Origin of the sequence: Methylobacterium sp. NPDC097929 (genome assembly GCF_049543375.1) — a bacterium.
GTDB lineage: Bacteria > Pseudomonadota > Alphaproteobacteria > Rhizobiales > Beijerinckiaceae > Methylobacterium.
Genome location: NZ_JBMVEP010000007.1, coordinates 76,733 through 93,218, shown reverse-complemented (window position 1 = coordinate 93,218; position 16,486 = coordinate 76,733). Strand labels below are relative to the sequence as shown.

The following is a 16,486-nucleotide window of genomic DNA, read 5'->3' as shown; positions in this document are numbered from 1 at the left end:
CAGCGATGAGCAGCAGTCCGGTCGCCTTGACACCTGCAGACGAGCAACCCGCTCCCGCGTCCTCACGCCGCTCCGCCTTCCTCGGCGGCGGCGCGCGGGCAGCGCTCGGCCTGCTTCTGCCGCTCGGCCTCGCGCTGGGCTGGGAGATCGCCGTCGCCGTAGGGCTCTCCTCCGGGCGGTTGCTGCCCCCGCCGAGCCGGATCGCCGCCGCGCTCTGGGCGCTCGCCGCCTCGGGCGAACTCTGGATGCATGTCGAGGCGACCCTGATCCGGGTCGGCCTCGGCTTCGCCTTCGGAGCGAGCGCCGGCATCCTAGTTGGGGCTCTGACCGCGACGCTGCCGCCGCTGCGCTGGCTCGTCGATCCGAGCCTTCAGGCCCTGCGCGCGGTGCCCTCGCTGGCCTGGGTGCCGCTGTTCATCCTGTGGTTCGGCATCCTGGAGACGCCGAAGGTCGCCTTGATCGCGGTCGGCGTATTCTTCCCCGTCTATATCGGGGTCGCCGGTGCCATCGCCTCCGTCGATCGCAAGCTGGTGGAGGTCGGGCGCATCTTCCGCCTCTCGAAATGGGCGCTGGTCCGACGTATCCTGCTGCCGGCGGTGCTGCCCGCGACGCTGACGGCGCTCCGCACCGGCCTCGGCCTCGGCTTCCTGTTCGTGGTGGCCGCCGAGCTGATGGGGGCCTCCGAGGGGCTCGGCTACCTGCTCCTCGACGGCCAGCAATTCAGCAAGCCCGACCAGATCCTGGCCGCGATCATCAGCTTCGCCGTGGTCGGCAAGGCCGCCGACGCGGCGCTCGTCGCCCTCACCAACCCGCTCGTGCGCTGGCAGGACACGGCGCGGGAGACGCTGTGAGGCGGCCATGCTGAGCATCGAAAGCCTTTCCAAGACCTACGCCGACGGCACCCGCGCGCTCGAGGGCATCGATCTCGCCGTCCGGAACGCCGAGATCGTCGCGCTGATCGGCGGCTCGGGCTGCGGGAAGACCACGCTCCTGCGCCTCGTCGCCGGCCTCGACCGGCCGAGCGCGGGCCGCATCGTTCTGGACGGGGAGGCGATCACCCGCCCCCATCCGGGGGTCGGCCTCGTCTTCCAGGAGCCGCGCCTGCTGCCCTGGCTCGATGTCGCGGGCAATGTCGGCTTCGGGATCGACGGCCTGCCCCGGCGCGAGCGCGCCGAGCGCGTGGCCCACGCCCTGGCGCGGGTCGGCCTCGCCGAGCATGCCGGCCGCTGGCCGCGGGAATTGTCCGGCGGGCAGCAGCAGCGCGTCTCGATCGCCCGCGCCTTCGTCGCCAACCCGCGGGTCCTGCTCCTCGACGAGCCGTTCTCGGCGCTCGATGCCTTCACGCGCAAGGATCTCCACAGCCATCTGCTGGCCCTGTGGGAGGAGGTGCGCCCCACCGTCATCATCGTCACCCACGATGTCGGCGAGGCGGTCGCGCTCGCCGACCGGGCCATCGTCATGCGCCCGCGCCCGGGCCGCCTGGACGACACCGTGGCCCTGCCCCTGCGCCGCCCGCGCGATCCGGCCGCGCCGGCGAGCGAGGCGGCGACCCGGACCATCCTCGCCGCCCTCGACCGCTCGCTGCGTCCGCGCGAGGCCTCGCGCGCCCCGGAACTCGCGGGAGGCAGCTCGTTCTGAGGTGTCGCCGGGCGCGGAAAACCGCTAAAGCCCGGGCCTTCATCCAAGAAAAATCGGGAGGTCACCACGATGGACGCCAACGCCCTGCGCGCGCTCCAGGCCCCGCTCAAGAACCAGTACCGCGAGACACCGGATTCCGCCGTCGTCACCCTCAAGGCCAAGGGCTCGCTCGACGACACCAGCATCGCCTGCAAGGTCGAGACCGGCCGGGCGCTCGCGGTGGCGGGCCTGCACCCGGCGACCGGCGGCTCCGGCGCCGAATTGTGCTCGGGCGACATGCTGCTCGAAGCGCTCGTCGCCTGCGCCGGCGTCACCGTGAAGGCGGTCGCGACCGCCCTCGAAATTCCGCTCAAGGCCGGCACCGTCAGCGCCGAGGGTGACCTCGATTTCCGGGGCACGCTGGGCGTCGACAAGGAGGCGCCGGTCGGCTTCCGGGCGATCCGCCTGACCTTCGACCTCGACACCGACGCGCCCCAGGAAAAGCTCGACCAGCTCCTCAAGCTGACCGAGCGCTACTGCGTGGTGTTCCAGACGCTCAACCACAAGCCGGAATTGGCCGTCAGCGCCTCCCGTCCGTGAGCGCAAGGCTTATCTGACAGGCCATGCGCCTGCTCATCATCGAAGACGACCGCGAGGCCGCCGCCTATCTGGTCAAAGCGTTCCGGGAAGCCGGGCACGCCGTGGACCATGCCGGCGACGGCCTCGACGGCTACGCGCTGGCCCGCGAGGGCGACTACGACGTCCTGATCGTCGACCGGATGCTGCCGAAGCTCGACGGCCTTTCCCTGGTGCGCTCCCTGCGCGAGCAGGGGATCGCCACCCCCGTCCTCATCCTCTCCGCGCTGGGGCAGGTGGACGACCGGGTGAAGGGGCTGCGCGCCGGTGGCGACGATTATATGCCCAAGCCCTACGCCTTCTCCGAACTGCTGGCCCGCACCGAAGTGCTCGCCCGCCGCCGGACGGCCGCACTGGGGCAGACCGAGGCGACCGCCTACCGCGTCGGCGATCTCGAACTCGACCGCCTCTCGCACCGGGTGACGCGGGCGGGCCGCGAGATCGTGCTCCAGCCCCGCGAGTTCCGCCTGCTCGAATACCTCATGCGGCAAGCGGGCCAAGTCGTGACCCGGACCATGCTGCTGGAGCATGTCTGGGACTATCATTTCGACCCACAGACCAACGTCATCGACGTGCACGTCTCGCGCCTGCGCTCGAAGATCGACCGCGGCTTCGAGCATCCGCTGATACACACGGTGCGCGGCGCCGGCTACGTGATCCGGCCCGACGAGCCGCACGTCGCGTGACCCGTGACCCCGCGCCCGACCGGCCGCTGACGCGGATCGGAAAAATCTTCCGCACGACGGCCTTCAAGCTGTCGCTCGCCTACCTCGTGCTGTTCGCGCTGCTAGCCTCCCTCGGGCTCGGCTACGTCGCCTGGAATGCGCGCCGCGTGCTCGACGATCAGATCGTCTCGACGATCGACGCCGAGATCAACGGCCTGTCCGAGCAATACACGGCCGGCGGCCTGCGCCGGCTCATCGCCGTGGTGGAGCGGCGCGCCCAGGAGCCCGGCGCCTCGCTCTATCTCGTCACCACGCCGGCCGGCGAGCACATCGTCGGCAATGTCAGCCGGGTTCCCTCCGGCATCCTGTCCCAGCCCGGCCAGTACGACGGTCCCTACGGGCGCCGATCCGAGGCGGAGGGGGAGGAGCATCGGGCGATCATGCGGGTCTACACCCTGGCCGGCGGGTTCCGCCTGCTCGTGGGCCGCGACACCGAAGAGCGCGACCGTCTGCGGGCGGCCATCGGCAACACCTTCGGCTCCTCGCTGGCGCTGGTGGTGCTGCTCGGCGTGGTGGGCGGCTGGTTCGTGGCGAGCCGCGTGCTTAAGCGCGTGGACGACATGACCGAGACGACCCGCACCATCATGGCGGGCGACCTCGACGGGCGGCTTCGCGTGGCGGGCACGGGCGACGAGCTCGATCGTCTCGCCCAGAACCTCAATCTGATGCTGGAGCGCATCGGCGAACTGATGCGCGGCATGAAGGAGGTGTCCGACAACATCGCCCACGACCTCAAGACGCCGCTCACCCGCCTAAGAAACCGCGCCGACGAGGCCCTGCGCACGGCCGAGTCGCCCGAGGCATTGCGGGCGGCCATCGAGGGCGTGATCGAGGACAGCGACGGGCTGATCCGGGTGTTCAACGCGCTCCTGACCATCGCCCGCCTGGAGGCCGGCAGCGCGCCCGAGACCTTCCGCCGCTTCGACGCGGGGGTGGTGGCGCGCGAGGTCGCCGAACTCTACGAGCCGCTGGCCGAGGAGAAGGGGCTGAGCCTGACCGTGACCGCCGAGCCGGACCTGCCGCTCGACGGCAACCGGGAGCTGGTGGGTCAGGCGCTCGCCAACCTGATCGACAACGCCATCAAGTATGGTGGGGACGCCGCCGAAGCCGCGCCCCGGGAGATCGTGGTCGACGCCGCGCGGGCCGACGGCGCGGTCCGGCTGCGGGTGGCCGATCGCGGCCCCGGCATCCCGGAGGCGGAGCGGGGGCGCGTGCTCGACCGGTTCATCCGTCTTGACGCCGCGCGAAGCCGGCCCGGCTTCGGCCTGGGGCTCAGCCTCGTCAACGCGGTGGCGCGCCTGCACGGCGGCCGGGTCGAACTCGCCGACAACGCGCCGGGGCTCGCCGCCACGCTGATCCTGCCGCTAAAGATCGCCTGAGGACGGCGCTTCCGTCGTGTAGCCTTTGAGTCCGCTCGGGTCGGCCAGCGAGGGCGGCGGGCTGTCGATCGACCAGATCACGAGGAAGACGAGAAACACCACGAAGAGCAGCGCGGCCAGCACGGCGCCGACGCGCTGCGGGTCGAACCGGCGGCTCACGATCACCGCGCAGCCGATCGTGAAGGCGGCGGCCTCGGCCATCGGTATCAACTGAGGGTAAGTCATCGATTCGCGTCGTTCCCATCCAGTGCGTCGAAGGCTCGAACGTCGCTCGCCCGGACAAGGCTCCCGCGCCGGCCCGGAACAACGGGGAAAGCGGGCGCTGATCCCGCGCCGGCGGATCTTCACGGTCCCGCTTTCTTCCACAAGGCAGGGCGAGGCACCAGACAGGCCCGCGGACCGTTCGACCAAAGGACACGCGGAGGCCTCCGGCCGGCAGCACGTCGCACCTCGGCGATCACCCCTTGGCAGGGGGCGATTTGCGCGTTTGATGGGCAGAGACGCGGGCCGGCATCGACGCGGGACGCCTGGAACCGACACGGGGACGGCATGAGCAGGCGAGACGGTGGGCAGGCTGCCCGCGACGAGAGCAATGCACCCCTGATCGAGCGGCTGGGGCAGGCGCCGCCCCTGTCCGACCCTGATGCGGCGCGCGCGCGGGTCGCTGAGACCGCCGCGGCCCTTCCCGCCACCCTGCGCGGGGGAGCGGCCGGGGACCTGCTAGCCGCGCTCGCCGACCATTCGCCCTTCCTCTGGTCGCTCGCCGCTCGCGATCCGCAGCGCCTCGCCCGGCTGCTGCGGGAAGCCCCGGAAGCCGCCGATGCCCGCCTCGTCGCCGCGCAGCGCGGTGCCGGACGAACGGGGGAGGGGCAGGCGCCGGATCTCGACGCGGTCGGCCGCGCCCTGCGGCGCAACCGGGCCGAGCACGCCCTGCTCCTGGCGCTCGCCGATATCGGCGGGGTCTGGCCGCTGGCGCGGATCACCGCCGCGCTCTCGGATTTCGCCGATGCCTCTGTCGGCGCGGCGGTCGATGCGATGCTGCTGCAGGCCGCCGCCGCCGGCCGGTTCCGCCCCGTGGACCCGGCCGAGCCGCAGGCCGGCTCCGGCCTCGTGGTGCTGGGCCTGGGCAAGCTCGGCGGACGCGAGCTCAACTATTCCAGCGACATCGACCTGATCGTCTTCTTCGATCCCGAGGCCGCTCCCTTGAAGCAGGGGCTGGAGCCGACGCCCTTCTTCACGCGGTTGGCGCAAGGTGTCTCGAAGCTGCTGCAGGAGCGCACCGGCGATGGCTACGTTCACCGGGTCGATTACCGGCTGCGCCCCGATCCCGGCTCGACCCCGACGGCCATGAGCCTGTCCTCGGCCTACGTCTATTACGAGACCACGGGACAGAACTGGGAGCGCGCCGCCTTCATCAAGGCCCGGGCCATCGCCGGCGACATCCCCGCGGGCGAGCGCTTCCTGGCCGAGCTGACGCCGTTCGTCTGGCGCAAGTATTTCGACTTCGCGGCGATCGCCGACGTGCACGCCATGAAGCGGCAGATCCACGCCGTGCGCGGGCACGAGGCGCTTGCGGTCGCCGGCCACGACATCAAGCTCGGCCGCGGCGGCATCCGCGAGATCGAGTTCTTCGTCCAGACGCAGCAGCTCGTCTTCGGCGGACGCCGCCCGGCCCTGCGTGCCCGCGCCACAGTGCCGATGCTGGCCGCCCTCCACGCGGACGGCTGGATTTCGGCCGAAGCCCGGGACGAGTTGGGAGCGGCCTACGTCTTCCTGCGCACCGTCGAGCACCGCCTCCAGATGGTGCGCGACGAGCAGACCCAGCGCCTGCCCACAGACCGGAACGAACTCGAAGCCTTCGCGCGCTTTGCCGGATTTACCGACCTGCCCGCCTTCGAGGCCGCCCTTCTGGCCCATGCCCGGCGCGTCCAGGCCCACTACGCCCTGCTGTTCGAGGCCGGCCCCGATCTCTCCTCGGAACTGGGCGACCTCGTCTTCAGCGGTTCCGAGGACGATCCGGCGACGCTCGCGACCCTGCGCGGCCTCGGCTTCCGCGATCCCGAGCGGGTGGCCGACACCGTGCGCGGCTGGCATTTCGGGCGCCGCGCGGCGGTGCGCAGCGCCCGCGCCCGGGAGGTGTTGACCGAGCTGGTGCCGGCCCTGCTCAAGGCGCTCTCCGGCACGCCGGACCCGGACGCGGCCCTGGCCAACCTCGATCGCGCCTTCGGGCGGATGCCGGCGGCGGTCGAGCTGCTGACCATCCTGCGCGAGCACGAGCGCCTGCGGCTGCTCTTCGCCGATCTCCTCGGCAGCGCGCCGCGGCTCGCCGACACCGTGGCCTTCTCCCCGCACGTCCTCGACGCGGTGATCGACCCCGATTTCGTCGATCCGTCGGTCGATCCGCAGGGACTCGCCGCCCATTACCGCGCCCTGCTGGGCAAGCCGGACAGTCACGAGACCTTCCTCGACCGCAGCCGCGACGCGGCCCGTCAGCTCCGTTTCCTCACGGGCGCGCGGCTGCTCTCCGGCATCCTGACGCCGCGGGCGGCCGGCGCGGCCTTCTCGGCCATCGCCGACGCGGCGGTCGCCACGGCCCTGGAGGCGGTCTCGAAGACCTTCTTTTCGGATCACGGGGCGGTGCCGAAGGGGCGGATGGTCGTGCTCGGCTACGGCCGGCTCGGCTCGCGCCAGCTCACGGCGGAATCGGATCTCGATCTAGTGGTGCTCTACGATTTCGATCCGGACGACCGTACCAGCGCCGGCCCGAAGCCCCTCGACGCGGCGGTGGCCTACAATCGCCTGACGCAGCGCCTCGTCGCGGCGCTGACCGCCCCGACCCGCCGCGGCCATCTCTACGAGGTGGACCTGCGCCTGCGTCCGGGCGGGGGACAGGGTGCGGCCGCCTCGCAATTCCGCAGCTTCCGCGCCTACCAGCGCGAGGAGGCCGAGCTGTGGGAGCACATGGCGCTGACCCGCGCCCGGGTGATCGCGGGCGATGCGAGCCTCGCCGACGAGGTGCAAGCGGTGATCCGCGAGGCGCTGACCCAGGCGCGCGAGGCCGACGCCGTGAACCGCGACGTGCGCGCCATGCGTGCCACCGTCGAGCGCGAGAAGGGCGACCACGGCCCGCTCGACCTGAAGCTCAGCCCCGGCGGCCTGCTCGATCTCGACTTCCTCGCGCAGGCTCTAGTGCTGGGCCACGCGCAGACGCAGCCCGATCTGATCGGACAGGACGCCCCGGAGGTCTTTTCCCGCGCGGCTTCGGCCGGGCTCATCGAGGGCGAGGAGGCCGACCGCTTGCGTGAGGCCTATCGATGTCTCGACGACGTGCATCAGTGGCAGCGGCTCATGGTCGAGGGCGAGCCGACGGAGGCTTCGCCGGTCGCGCTCGCCCGTCTCGCGCGGGCCGCCAACCTGCCGGACGCGAGATCGCTCTCCGCCCGACTCGACGAAGAGCGAAGGACGGTGCGGACGATCTTCGACCGCCGCCTCGGTCCGGGAGAGTCCTGAGCGCCCGCCGCCTTGCGGGAAGGGTGGCCTGCCCCTTACATCGGTGGCCATGAGCGTCGTCGCGATCGACTTCGAGACCGCCAACGAACGGCGCGACAGCGCCTGTGCGGTCGGTCTCGCCTGGATCGAGGACGGGCGCGTGGTGCGGCGCGTAACCCGCCTGATCCGCCCGCCGCAGATGCGGTTCTCGCCCGGCAACATCCGCATCCACGGCATCCTGCCGGCGGACGTGCGCGACGCGCCGACCTTTCCCGAGGCCATGGCCGAGTTCCTGCCCGACCTCGCGGCCGGCGGGATGCTCGCCCACAATGCCGGCTTCGACATGGGGGTGCTCGCCGCCTCGCTCGCCGCCTGGGGCGAGCCGGTGCCGGAGATGGCGGGGCACTGCACGCTTCAGATCGCCCGGCGCATCTTCCCCGATCCGGCCGGCCACGGGCTGGCGAAGGTGGCGGGACGCCTCGGCATCCGCTTCGAGCACCACAATGCGGGCGAGGACGCCTATGCCTGCGCCGAGATCGCGCTCGCGGCTCTGCGGGAGACCGGCGCGACCGATATCGCCGATCTCGCCCGGGGCCTCGGCCTGACGCCGATCCGGGCGGTAGCGGCGCCCCGGCGCGACTTCACCCGCTCGACCTCGGCCCGGGCCATTCGCGCCTCGGGCATCGTGGATCTGCGCCCCTCGAACGAGCTGCGCTTTTCCATGCGCGGCAGCACCGGCAACCGCTACGTGCTCGCGCTGGAGGAGCAGGCGGACGGCCCGTATCTGCGCTGCTCCTGCCCGGCAGGCAGCCATCGCCGCCGCTGCCGGCACGTCGATGCCCTGGTCGAGGGAGACGTGACCGATCTGATCTCGAACAATCTCGGGGATGTCGAGCGGCTGCGGGAAAAGCTCGACGGCAAGGATGTAGGACCGCTGCGCAGCAAGGGCATCGCGGCGGCCTGACGCTGCTTCGGCGTTGGAACAGTCCAGCGGCGCGACGGTGCCGATCCGGCACCATCGCACTCGGCCGTCAGAGGCTCGCTTCCTCGAAGGCCCTCACCCATTCCGCGCAGATGCCGGAGCGGACGATGTCGTCGAGGGTGAACTCGACGATCGGAATCGTCATCATGCGGCTTTTCACGAGGTGGATGACGGTGCGGAGCCCCGACGTCTCGCGCAGATCCGTCTGAGAGACGTCGCCGTTGATGATGACCTGGCAATCGTCGCCGATGCGGGTCAGGAACATCTTGATTTCGGCGGTGGTGGTGTTCTGCGCCTCGTCGAGGATCACGAGGCAGTTCTTGAAGGTGCGCCCGCGCATCACCTCGAACGGCACCGCCTCGATGTCGCCGGCCTTGACGGCGATGTCGAAGGCGGCCGCGCCCATGCGCTCCTTCATGGTCTCGGTGAGCGGCGCGACCCAGGGGGCGATCTTCTCTTCCAGGGTGCCGGGAAAGAAGCCGAGCGAGCGGCCGGAGGGAACGTTGGGGCGGGTGATGACGACCTTGGCGATGCGGCGCTGGCGAAGAAGATCCGCGGCGCGGGTGCCAGCGATGAAGGTCTTTCCAGTTCCGGCGGGGCCGAGAACGATGACTTGAGAAGATGTAGCGAGGGCGTCGAGGTATTGGCCTTGTCGTTCCGTCAGTGGTTGTATCGGTGCCGGGTTTCGCTCCTCGTCGAAGCGGGTCCGATGCATGCGGATCGGGCGGTCTTCAACCAGTTCAAGCCGTGCGCGTCGTCTCTTCATGGATCAACACTCCACCTTGACTCGTGCGTGACTCTCGCAAACTCGATTTTTCAACCAAACTCGACTGCCCGAACACTCCTTCGATTCGGCGAAGACGTTACCGATCTTCGATCATCTTGACGCAAGAGCAAAGCCAACGACCCCGAGTCGGTTCCACCGGATGACGCGAAGCCTGTGGAACGCGGCTTTACGGCAACGCTTCTTCGAGCCCCGCGAGCCTTGCAAGCGGGGGCGACGGGGGCGTGACGGCTTTGCGAAGAAGCGATGACCCGGGCGCCTGTCTCGGCGCCGTCGGCGGATCGGGACGATCCTGCTTGGGCCATCGCGGGCGTCGCCCTCCTCGGGCGATCGGCAGCCGGCGATCCTTCGAAGGAGCGCGGGCCGGACGCCTCAACCGGGTTGGAGGAAGCTGTCGAGGACCATCTTCCGGCCGGCCTTGTCGAAGTCAACGGTGAGCTTGTTGCCGTCCACGCCCGCCACCGTGCCCGGCCCGAACTTGGTGTGGAAGACCCGCTGGCCCTGCTCGAAGGCGGACGGTGCACCGGTCGATTTGGCGACCAATTCGCCCTCGATCTCGCGGGGCCCGCCGGAGCGGCCAGCACCGCCGCGCCCGCTGCCGAACCCGCCCGCCGTGTTGGCCTGCGCCCGCTGCCAGCCCGGCGTGCCGTAGGACGAGCCGAACGGGGTCGGGTTGCGGTCGAAGCGCGAGGCACCGGCCGAGAAATGCGCCGGAGCCTCGACCACGTCGACGGCCTCGGGCGGCAATTCGTCGATGAAGCGCGAGGGAATGGTCGAGGACCACAGCCCGTGGATACGCCGGTTGACCGCGAAGGACAGCTTGGCGCGCTTGCGGGCGCGGGTGAGCCCGACATGGGCGAGCCGCCGCTCCTCTTCGAGGCCGGCCCGGCCGCTCTCGTCGATGGCGCGCTGGTTGGGGAACAGGCCGTCCTCCCAGCCGGGCAGGAACACGGTGTCGAATTCGAGCCCCTTGGCGGCGTGGAGCGTCATCAGCGAGACCCGGTCGGCCCCTTCCGCCTCGGAGGCCTCCATGACGAGGGAGACGTGTTCGAGGAAGCCCGCCATGTCGGGGAACTCCTCCATCGAACGGACGAATTCCTTGAGGTTCTCCAGGCGTCCGGCGGCGTCCGCCGAGCGGTCCTTCTGCCACATCTCGGTGTAGCCGGATTCCTCCAGGATCGTCTGCGCGACCTCCGGGTGGGGCTTGGATTCCACCAGCCGGGTCCAGCGCGAGAAGCTCTCGACGAGGCCGCGCAGCATCGAGCGGGCGCGGGGCTTCAGCTCGTCGGTTTCGATCAGCTTGCGGGCGGCGGCGAGCAGGGGGACCCGGTCGGCGCGGGCGAAGGCGTGCAGGGTCTGGAGGGTGGCGTCGCCGAGGCCGCGCTTGGGCGTGTTGAAGATGCGCTCGAAGGCGAGGTCGTCGGCACCGTTCATGGTGACGCGCAGATAGGCCAGCGCGTCGCGGATCTCGGCCCGCTCGTAGAAGCGCGGTCCGCCGATGACCCGGTAGGGCAGGCCGACCTGCACGAAACGGTCTTCGATCTCGCGCATCTGCGCGGAGATCCGCACCAGGACCGCGATCTCGGAGAGCGCGTGGCCCTTGCGCTGGAGCGACTCGATCGACTCGGCGATCTGGCGCGCCTCCTCCTCCGAATCCCAGGAGCCGGTCACCGTGACCGGCTCGCCCTTGGCATCCTCGGTGCGCAGGGTCTTGCCGAGCCGGCCCTCGTTCCTGGCGATGAGGCCGGAGGCGGCAGCGAGGATGTGGCCGGTCGAGCGGTAGTTGCGCTCCAGCCGGACCACGGTGGCGCCGGGGAAGTCGTGCTCGAAGCGCAGGATGTTGTCGACCTCGGCGCCGCGCCAGCCGTAGATCGACTGGTCGTCGTCGCCCACGCAGGCGACGTTCTTGCGCGCCTGGGCGAGTAGTCTGAGCCAGAGGTACTGGGCGACGTTGGTGTCCTGGTACTCGTCCACGAGGATGTAGCGGAACTGGTCCTGATAGTTGGCCAGGATGTCCGGGTTCTCGCGCCACAGCTTGAGGCAGAGCAGCAGCAGATCGCCGAAATCGACCGCGTTGAGCGTCGCGAGCCGGGCCTGATAGGCGGCGTAGAGCTGGCCGCCCTTGCCGAAGGCGAAGGCCGTCGCCTCGCCCGCCGGCACCTGCTCGGGGGAGAGGCCGCGATTCTTCCATCCGTCGATGGTGTGGGCGAGCGAGCGGGCCGGCCAGCGCTTCTCGTCGATGTTCTGGTCGGCGATGACCTGCTTCATCAAGCGGATCTGGTCGTCGGTGCCGAGGATGGTGAAGTCGGATTTCAGCCCAACGAGCTCCGCGTGCCGGCGCAGGATCTTGGTGCCGATGGCGTGGAAGGTGCCGAGCCAGGGCATGCCCTCGCCCGCCGGCCCGATCAGCCCGCCGATGCGGTGCTTCATCTCCCGGGCGGCCTTGTTGGTGAAGGTCACCGACAGGATGTCGTAGGGCCGCGCCTTGCCGGTGGCGATCAGGTGGGCGATGCGCGTCGTCAGCACCCGCGTCTTGCCGGTGCCCGCACCCGCGAGCACGAGCACGGGGCCCTCCGTCGCCTCGACGGCGCGTCGCTGCTCCGGGTTGAGGCCGGAGAGGTAGCCGGCTCCCTCGGGCCGCAGGGCGGCCATGGCGCGGGCGGCGATCGAGGTGGACGCGGCGCCGCCATCGGACGGGCGCGGCCCGGACGCGTCGAACGCGTCCTCGTCGGACTCTTGCATCATGGCTGCCTCCCTGGACCAAAAGGCGAACGCCGTCGAGACCCGATCCGGAACCGGCAGGCCCCCTCACGCGTCACTCGGGAGACCCGAATTGGACACCGATGAAGGATGCGAGGCCATGCGCGCCCCGTCTCTCGCCCTCGTGATCGTGCTCGCCGGGGCGATGCCCGCCCTGGCGCAGAGCCCCGGCAACCGGGGCGCGACGAGCCGGCAGAATGAGGTTTTCGAGTACCGCAACCAGAACCGCAACTTCGAACAGCGGCAGACTTTGGAGAACAGCGCGATCCGCAACCAGATCCAGCGCGCTCCGCTCAACGCTCCCCCGCCGGCCGGACCGTCCTTCGGCGTCCGCCGCTGACCCCGCGAGGCTAGCTTGAGCGTGAGGTGCGGGCGGGCGGCCGCCTGTGCTATGGGCGGAAGCGACTGAGTTTCGCGCGGCTCCAACGGCTTCAACCCGTCGAAGCGCGCGTGGGACGCGAACGGAAACCTGTGGCCCGCAGGCCGGGCGGAAGCGAATACGGTGCGTGATTTCCTGACCGCGCTGGCGGGCGCCGTCGTTCTGGTCCTCGTGGCGGCGCTGGCGGTGCCGCCTTTCATCGACTGGTCGGCGCACCGGGCGTTGATCGACCGCACCCTGGCCGAGTCGATCGGCGCCGGAGCCCGCAGCGAGGGCGCCGTCGATGTGCGCCTGCTGCCCTCGCCGCATCTGCGCCTGGCCCGGCTGCGCCTCGGCGCCGAGGACGGGCCGATGCTCGATGCCCGCGCGGTCGATGCCGAGATCGCCCTCGCACCGCTCCTCAAGGGCGAGGTCCGCTTCGTGCAGACCCTCGTCGAGCAGGCCGCCCTGACCCTTCCGGTCTCCGACGAGGCGTTGCTGCTGCCGCGTTCCCAGACCGCGATGCGCCGCGACATCGTGATCGACGATCTGCGCATCCGCCGCCTGGCGATCGCGACCCGGCGGGTCGGCGAGCGCCCGCAGGAGCAGGTTCGCGCCGAGAACCTTCGCCTCAGAGCGCCGACCCTGGCTGGCCCCTGGCTCGCCGAGGGAACGGTGAAGGGCAGCCCCTTTCATCTCGCCACCAGCGCGGCAGGAGCGGACGGCGCCTTCTCCCTGAAGGCTACCGGCGGCGGGGACACGCTGCCCCGCCTGGAACTCGATGGCCGCATCGCCTTCCAGGCGGAGGAGACGGTCGGTGGGGACGCCGGGCGGCGCGGCCTCGTCCCGGAGGCGGAAGGGTCGGCCAAGCTCACCGTCGGCCCGCCGGTCCAGCCCGCCGGCACCGGACTACCCTTCACGATGGCGGCCAAGTTCGACGCCCGCGGCGCCGTGCTGAACGCGAAGAGCGTGGAGACGGAGATCGACCCCGGCGGCAAAGCCGCGCGGCTCTCAGGGACCGGCCGGCTCGACCTGCGCGAGGGCCGGCTCGGCCTGACGCTGCGCACCCGCCGCCTCGACCTCGACGCCCTGCTGCTCTCCTCCGGCGGGCGCTCGCTCCTGTCCCAGGGGCTGTCCTCGGGCGTGCTGACCCCGCCGCTGATGCTCGATCTCGACATCGCTGCCGAGACGGTGGCGCTCGGCCTCGACGATTGGGCCAACGTGGCCCTGCGCGGCACCTTCGACCGCAGCGGCGGTCTCGTGCTGCGCCGCTTCGAGGGCACCGCCCCCGGTGCTGCGAGCGTCGCGGCCACCGGCGAGATCGAGCTAGCGGGCTCGCCGCGCTTCTCCGGCCATGTCGACCTCTCCGCCCGCAATTCCGACGCGCTCGGGCGCTATCTCGGCCGTATCGGCGCGGAGGAGACCATCACCGCGATCCTCGACGGCCGGGCCTTCGACCTCGGCACCGATCTCTCGGCGGCGGGCGGGGAATTGTCCCTGCGCAACCTGCGCCTCGCCCTCGGCTCGGCGCGCCTGACCGGGAATGCGCGCTACGTGCGCGCAGGCCCGAGCGGCCGCGGGCGGCTCGATGCGCAGATCGCGGCCAGCGGCATCGACATCGCCGAGTTGCCGCCGGTGAGCCAGCTGATGACGGGCTTGAACCGGCACGATCTCGGCCTCACCCTGAAGGCGCGGGACGTCCGTTACGGGCCTTCGGGGGCGAATTCCGGCAACGGCACCATCTCGGTGAGCCTGCAATCGGACGGCGCGAGCCTCGTGGTGGACGGGCTCGACATCGCCGACCTCGCCGGCGCCAGCGCGCAGCTCGCCGGGCGGATCGCCCCCGACGGCTCCGGGCGGATCGAGGGCCATGTCGCGGCAGGCAAGGCCGCGCCGCTGATGGCCCTGCTGGAGCGCGGCTTCCTGCCCGAAGCCCGGCTCGTGCCCCGCAGCTTTCGCGAGGCGGGCCTCGCCCTCGACCTGACCTTGGAGCGCGAATCGGGCGAGGCCGATTCCCTGCGCGCCACCGCCCGGGGCAAGGCAGGGGAGGGCGAGATCGACCTCGCGCTGTTGACCCGCTCCAGCCGGATCGACCGCCTGGACGCGACCCTCTCGACGCCGAGGACCGGGCGCTGGTTCGGCCGCGACGAGATCGCCGCCCTGCGCCGTCCGGGCCGCCTGCGTCTGGCGGGAGCCCGGCCCGCGGGCGAGGCCGGGCTGGAGAGCCCGCCGCTCGCTCTCACGATCGAGGGCGAGCTTGCGGGCCTGATGCTCTCGACGCCGCGCCCCCTGCTGCTCGGCAACTTCGACGGGCCGCCCACGGGTGGCGAGATCCGCCTGGAAGCCGCGGATCTCGGCCCCTTCCTGCAACTCGCCGGAGCCGCCGGAACCCTTCCCGCGCTGCCCGGCACGCTCTCCCTCGCCCTCTCGCGCCAGAATGCGGCGCTTCACGTCGATCTGAGCGGGCAGGTGGCCGGGACCGATCTTTCCGCCGCCCTCGACCGCGCGCCGGACGGCGCGTTGAGCGGTACGGCCGCGCTCGGCCGCCTCTCGCTCCCGGCGCTCGCGGCGGCGACGGTGCTGCCGACGGAACCGGGCGGGCGGTTCGCGCCCGCACCGGGCCAGACGCGGGCGAGCCTGGGGCTCAAGGTCGGCCAGCTCGAACTCGGCCGCGGTCTCGTCGCCGAGGGCGCGAGCCTGACGCTCCTGCGCGAGGGCGAGGTGCTGGGCCTGGGCAACCTCTCCGCCGCCCTCGCCGGAGGGCGGATCGGCGGCAGCGTCACCCTGGCCCGGCCGGGCGGCGCGGGTGCGGTCTCGGGCGAGGGCACGCTGAGCGACGTGGATCTCGCCCGCCTGACCGCCTCCGGCACCCTGGCCGGCCGGCTCTCGGCCGCGCTGCGCTTCGGCGCGACCGGCGCGAGCCCGGCGGCCCTGGCCGACGACCTCTCCGGCAGCGGTGAGATCCGCCTTGCTGAACTCAGCCTGCCGGACGCCGAGCCGGGTGCCCTGGACCGCGCCCTGGGCCGGGCGCTGGCGGAGGACGATCCCCTCCGCGAGGGCCGCCTTCAGGCGCTCGTCTCCGAGGAACTCTCCGCGGGGCCGCTGCGGGCGAAGGGGCCTGTGTCGGTCCCCGTCACCCTGTCGGGCGGAACCCTGCGCACGGCGCCGCTCGCCCTCGATCTCGGCCCGGCGCGCTGGAGCGGCACCCTGCAGGTCGATCTGCGCAGCCGCAGCCTCGACGCCCGCGGCGCGCTCACCGCGGCGGCCGGGCCGAAGGGCTGGTCCGGCGCGCCGCCCGCGATCCAGCTCGGCCTTGCCGGGCCGCTGGCCGCGCCCGAGCGGCGGCTCGACGCCGCGCCGCTGACCACGGGGCTGGCCGCCCTCGTGCTCCAGCGCGAGTTGGAGAAGATCGAGCTGTTCGACGCCGACCAGAGCGAGCGCCAGCGCCGCCGCGCCCGCATCGAGATGGATCGCGCCCGTGCCGCCGCCGAGGAAGCGGCGCGGCAGACCCGCCTGCGCGCCCAGCAGGCCGCCGAGGAGGCCGCCCGGCAAACCCGCCAGCGCGAGGCGGAGGAGACCGCGCGTCAGGCGCGCCAGAGAGAGGCCGAGGAGGCGTCCCGCCGCGCGCGCATGGAGGCGGAGCCGCCGGCCGCGCCGGGAGCGCAGCCCCTCGACATCAGCCCGCCCGCCCGGCCCTGAGGATCGTTCCGGGAGGAACGGCTTCCGCGGCCGGCGCGCGCGGGCGATGATGGCGCG

At 71.8% G+C, this 16,486-nt stretch carries 12 protein-coding genes; 9 read left to right on the top strand and 3 right to left on the bottom strand.

Annotated features, from left to right (window positions below):
* Positions 1-5: 5 nt before the first annotated feature.
* From ACPCJR_RS17195 to ACPCJR_RS17175, 5 genes are all read left to right on the top strand, one after another.
* Positions 6-851 carry an ABC transporter permease gene (locus ACPCJR_RS17195; RefSeq protein WP_391512948.1) on the top strand — a complete coding sequence of 282 codons (846 nt, stop codon included), beginning with the start codon at positions 6-8 and terminating at the stop codon, positions 849-851.
* A gap of 7 nt (positions 852-858) precedes the next feature.
* On the top strand, positions 859-1,638 hold the full coding sequence (locus ACPCJR_RS17190) for an ABC transporter ATP-binding protein (protein WP_391512950.1): 780 nt from the start codon (positions 859-861) through the stop codon (positions 1,636-1,638).
* 69 nt (positions 1,639-1,707) lie between these two features.
* Positions 1,708-2,217: an OsmC family protein gene (locus tag ACPCJR_RS17185; RefSeq protein WP_391512952.1), complete on the top strand. Its 510-nt coding sequence runs from the start codon at positions 1,708-1,710 to the stop codon at positions 2,215-2,217.
* 23 nt (positions 2,218-2,240) lie between these two features.
* Positions 2,241-2,939 (top strand): winged helix-turn-helix domain-containing protein, encoded by a 699-nt coding sequence (locus ACPCJR_RS17180; protein ID WP_391512954.1) that lies wholly within the window; start codon positions 2,241-2,243, stop codon positions 2,937-2,939.
* Positions 2,936-4,357, top strand: a complete 1,422-nt coding sequence (locus tag ACPCJR_RS17175; RefSeq protein ID WP_391512956.1) for a HAMP domain-containing sensor histidine kinase — start codon at positions 2,936-2,938, stop codon at positions 4,355-4,357. The genes ACPCJR_RS17180 and ACPCJR_RS17175 overlap by 4 nt, the downstream gene beginning before the upstream one ends.
* On the opposite strand, the gene ACPCJR_RS17170 is transcribed toward ACPCJR_RS17175, so the two are convergent.
* A complete protein-coding gene (locus ACPCJR_RS17170; protein WP_391512958.1) occupies positions 4,343-4,582 on the bottom strand; it encodes a hypothetical protein in 240 nt (79 codons plus the stop codon). The two genes, ACPCJR_RS17175 and ACPCJR_RS17170, sit on opposite strands and share 15 nt — an antisense overlap.
* 324 nt (positions 4,583-4,906) lie before the next feature.
* On the opposite strand from ACPCJR_RS17170, the gene ACPCJR_RS17165 reads away from it, so the two are divergent.
* Both ACPCJR_RS17165 and ACPCJR_RS17160 read left to right on the top strand, forming a co-directional pair.
* Entirely contained in the window at positions 4,907-7,867 is a 2,961-nt protein-coding gene (locus tag ACPCJR_RS17165; protein ID WP_391512960.1) for a bifunctional [glutamine synthetase] adenylyltransferase/[glutamine synthetase]-adenylyl-L-tyrosine phosphorylase, read from the top strand.
* Between the two features lie 49 nt (positions 7,868-7,916).
* Positions 7,917-8,810 carry a 3'-5' exonuclease gene (locus ACPCJR_RS17160; RefSeq protein ID WP_391512962.1) on the top strand — a complete coding sequence of 298 codons (894 nt, stop codon included), beginning with the start codon at positions 7,917-7,919 and terminating at the stop codon, positions 8,808-8,810.
* 67 nt (positions 8,811-8,877) lie between these two features.
* Here the strand turns inward: ACPCJR_RS17160 and ACPCJR_RS17155 are convergent, their stop codons facing one another.
* Together ACPCJR_RS17155 and ACPCJR_RS17150 are read right to left on the bottom strand one after the other, a co-directional pair.
* Positions 8,878-9,594, bottom strand: a complete 717-nt coding sequence (locus ACPCJR_RS17155; RefSeq protein ID WP_391512964.1) for a PhoH family protein — start codon at positions 9,592-9,594, stop codon at positions 8,878-8,880.
* A 390-nt stretch (positions 9,595-9,984) separates the two neighbouring features.
* Entirely contained in the window at positions 9,985-12,357 is a 2,373-nt protein-coding gene (locus tag ACPCJR_RS17150) for an ATP-dependent helicase (protein ID WP_391512966.1), read from the bottom strand.
* A 115-nt stretch (positions 12,358-12,472) separates the two neighbouring features.
* Here ACPCJR_RS17150 and ACPCJR_RS17145 point away from each other — a divergent pair, with 115 nt between their 5' ends.
* Positions 12,473-12,712 (top strand): hypothetical protein, encoded by a 240-nt coding sequence (locus tag ACPCJR_RS17145; RefSeq protein ID WP_110352660.1) that lies wholly within the window; start codon positions 12,473-12,475, stop codon positions 12,710-12,712.
* A gap of 162 nt (positions 12,713-12,874) precedes the next feature.
* Positions 12,875-16,429, top strand: coding sequence for an AsmA-like C-terminal region-containing protein (locus ACPCJR_RS17140; protein ID WP_391512969.1), 3,555 nt, complete (start codon positions 12,875-12,877; stop codon positions 16,427-16,429).
* Positions 16,430-16,486 lie beyond the last annotated feature (57 nt).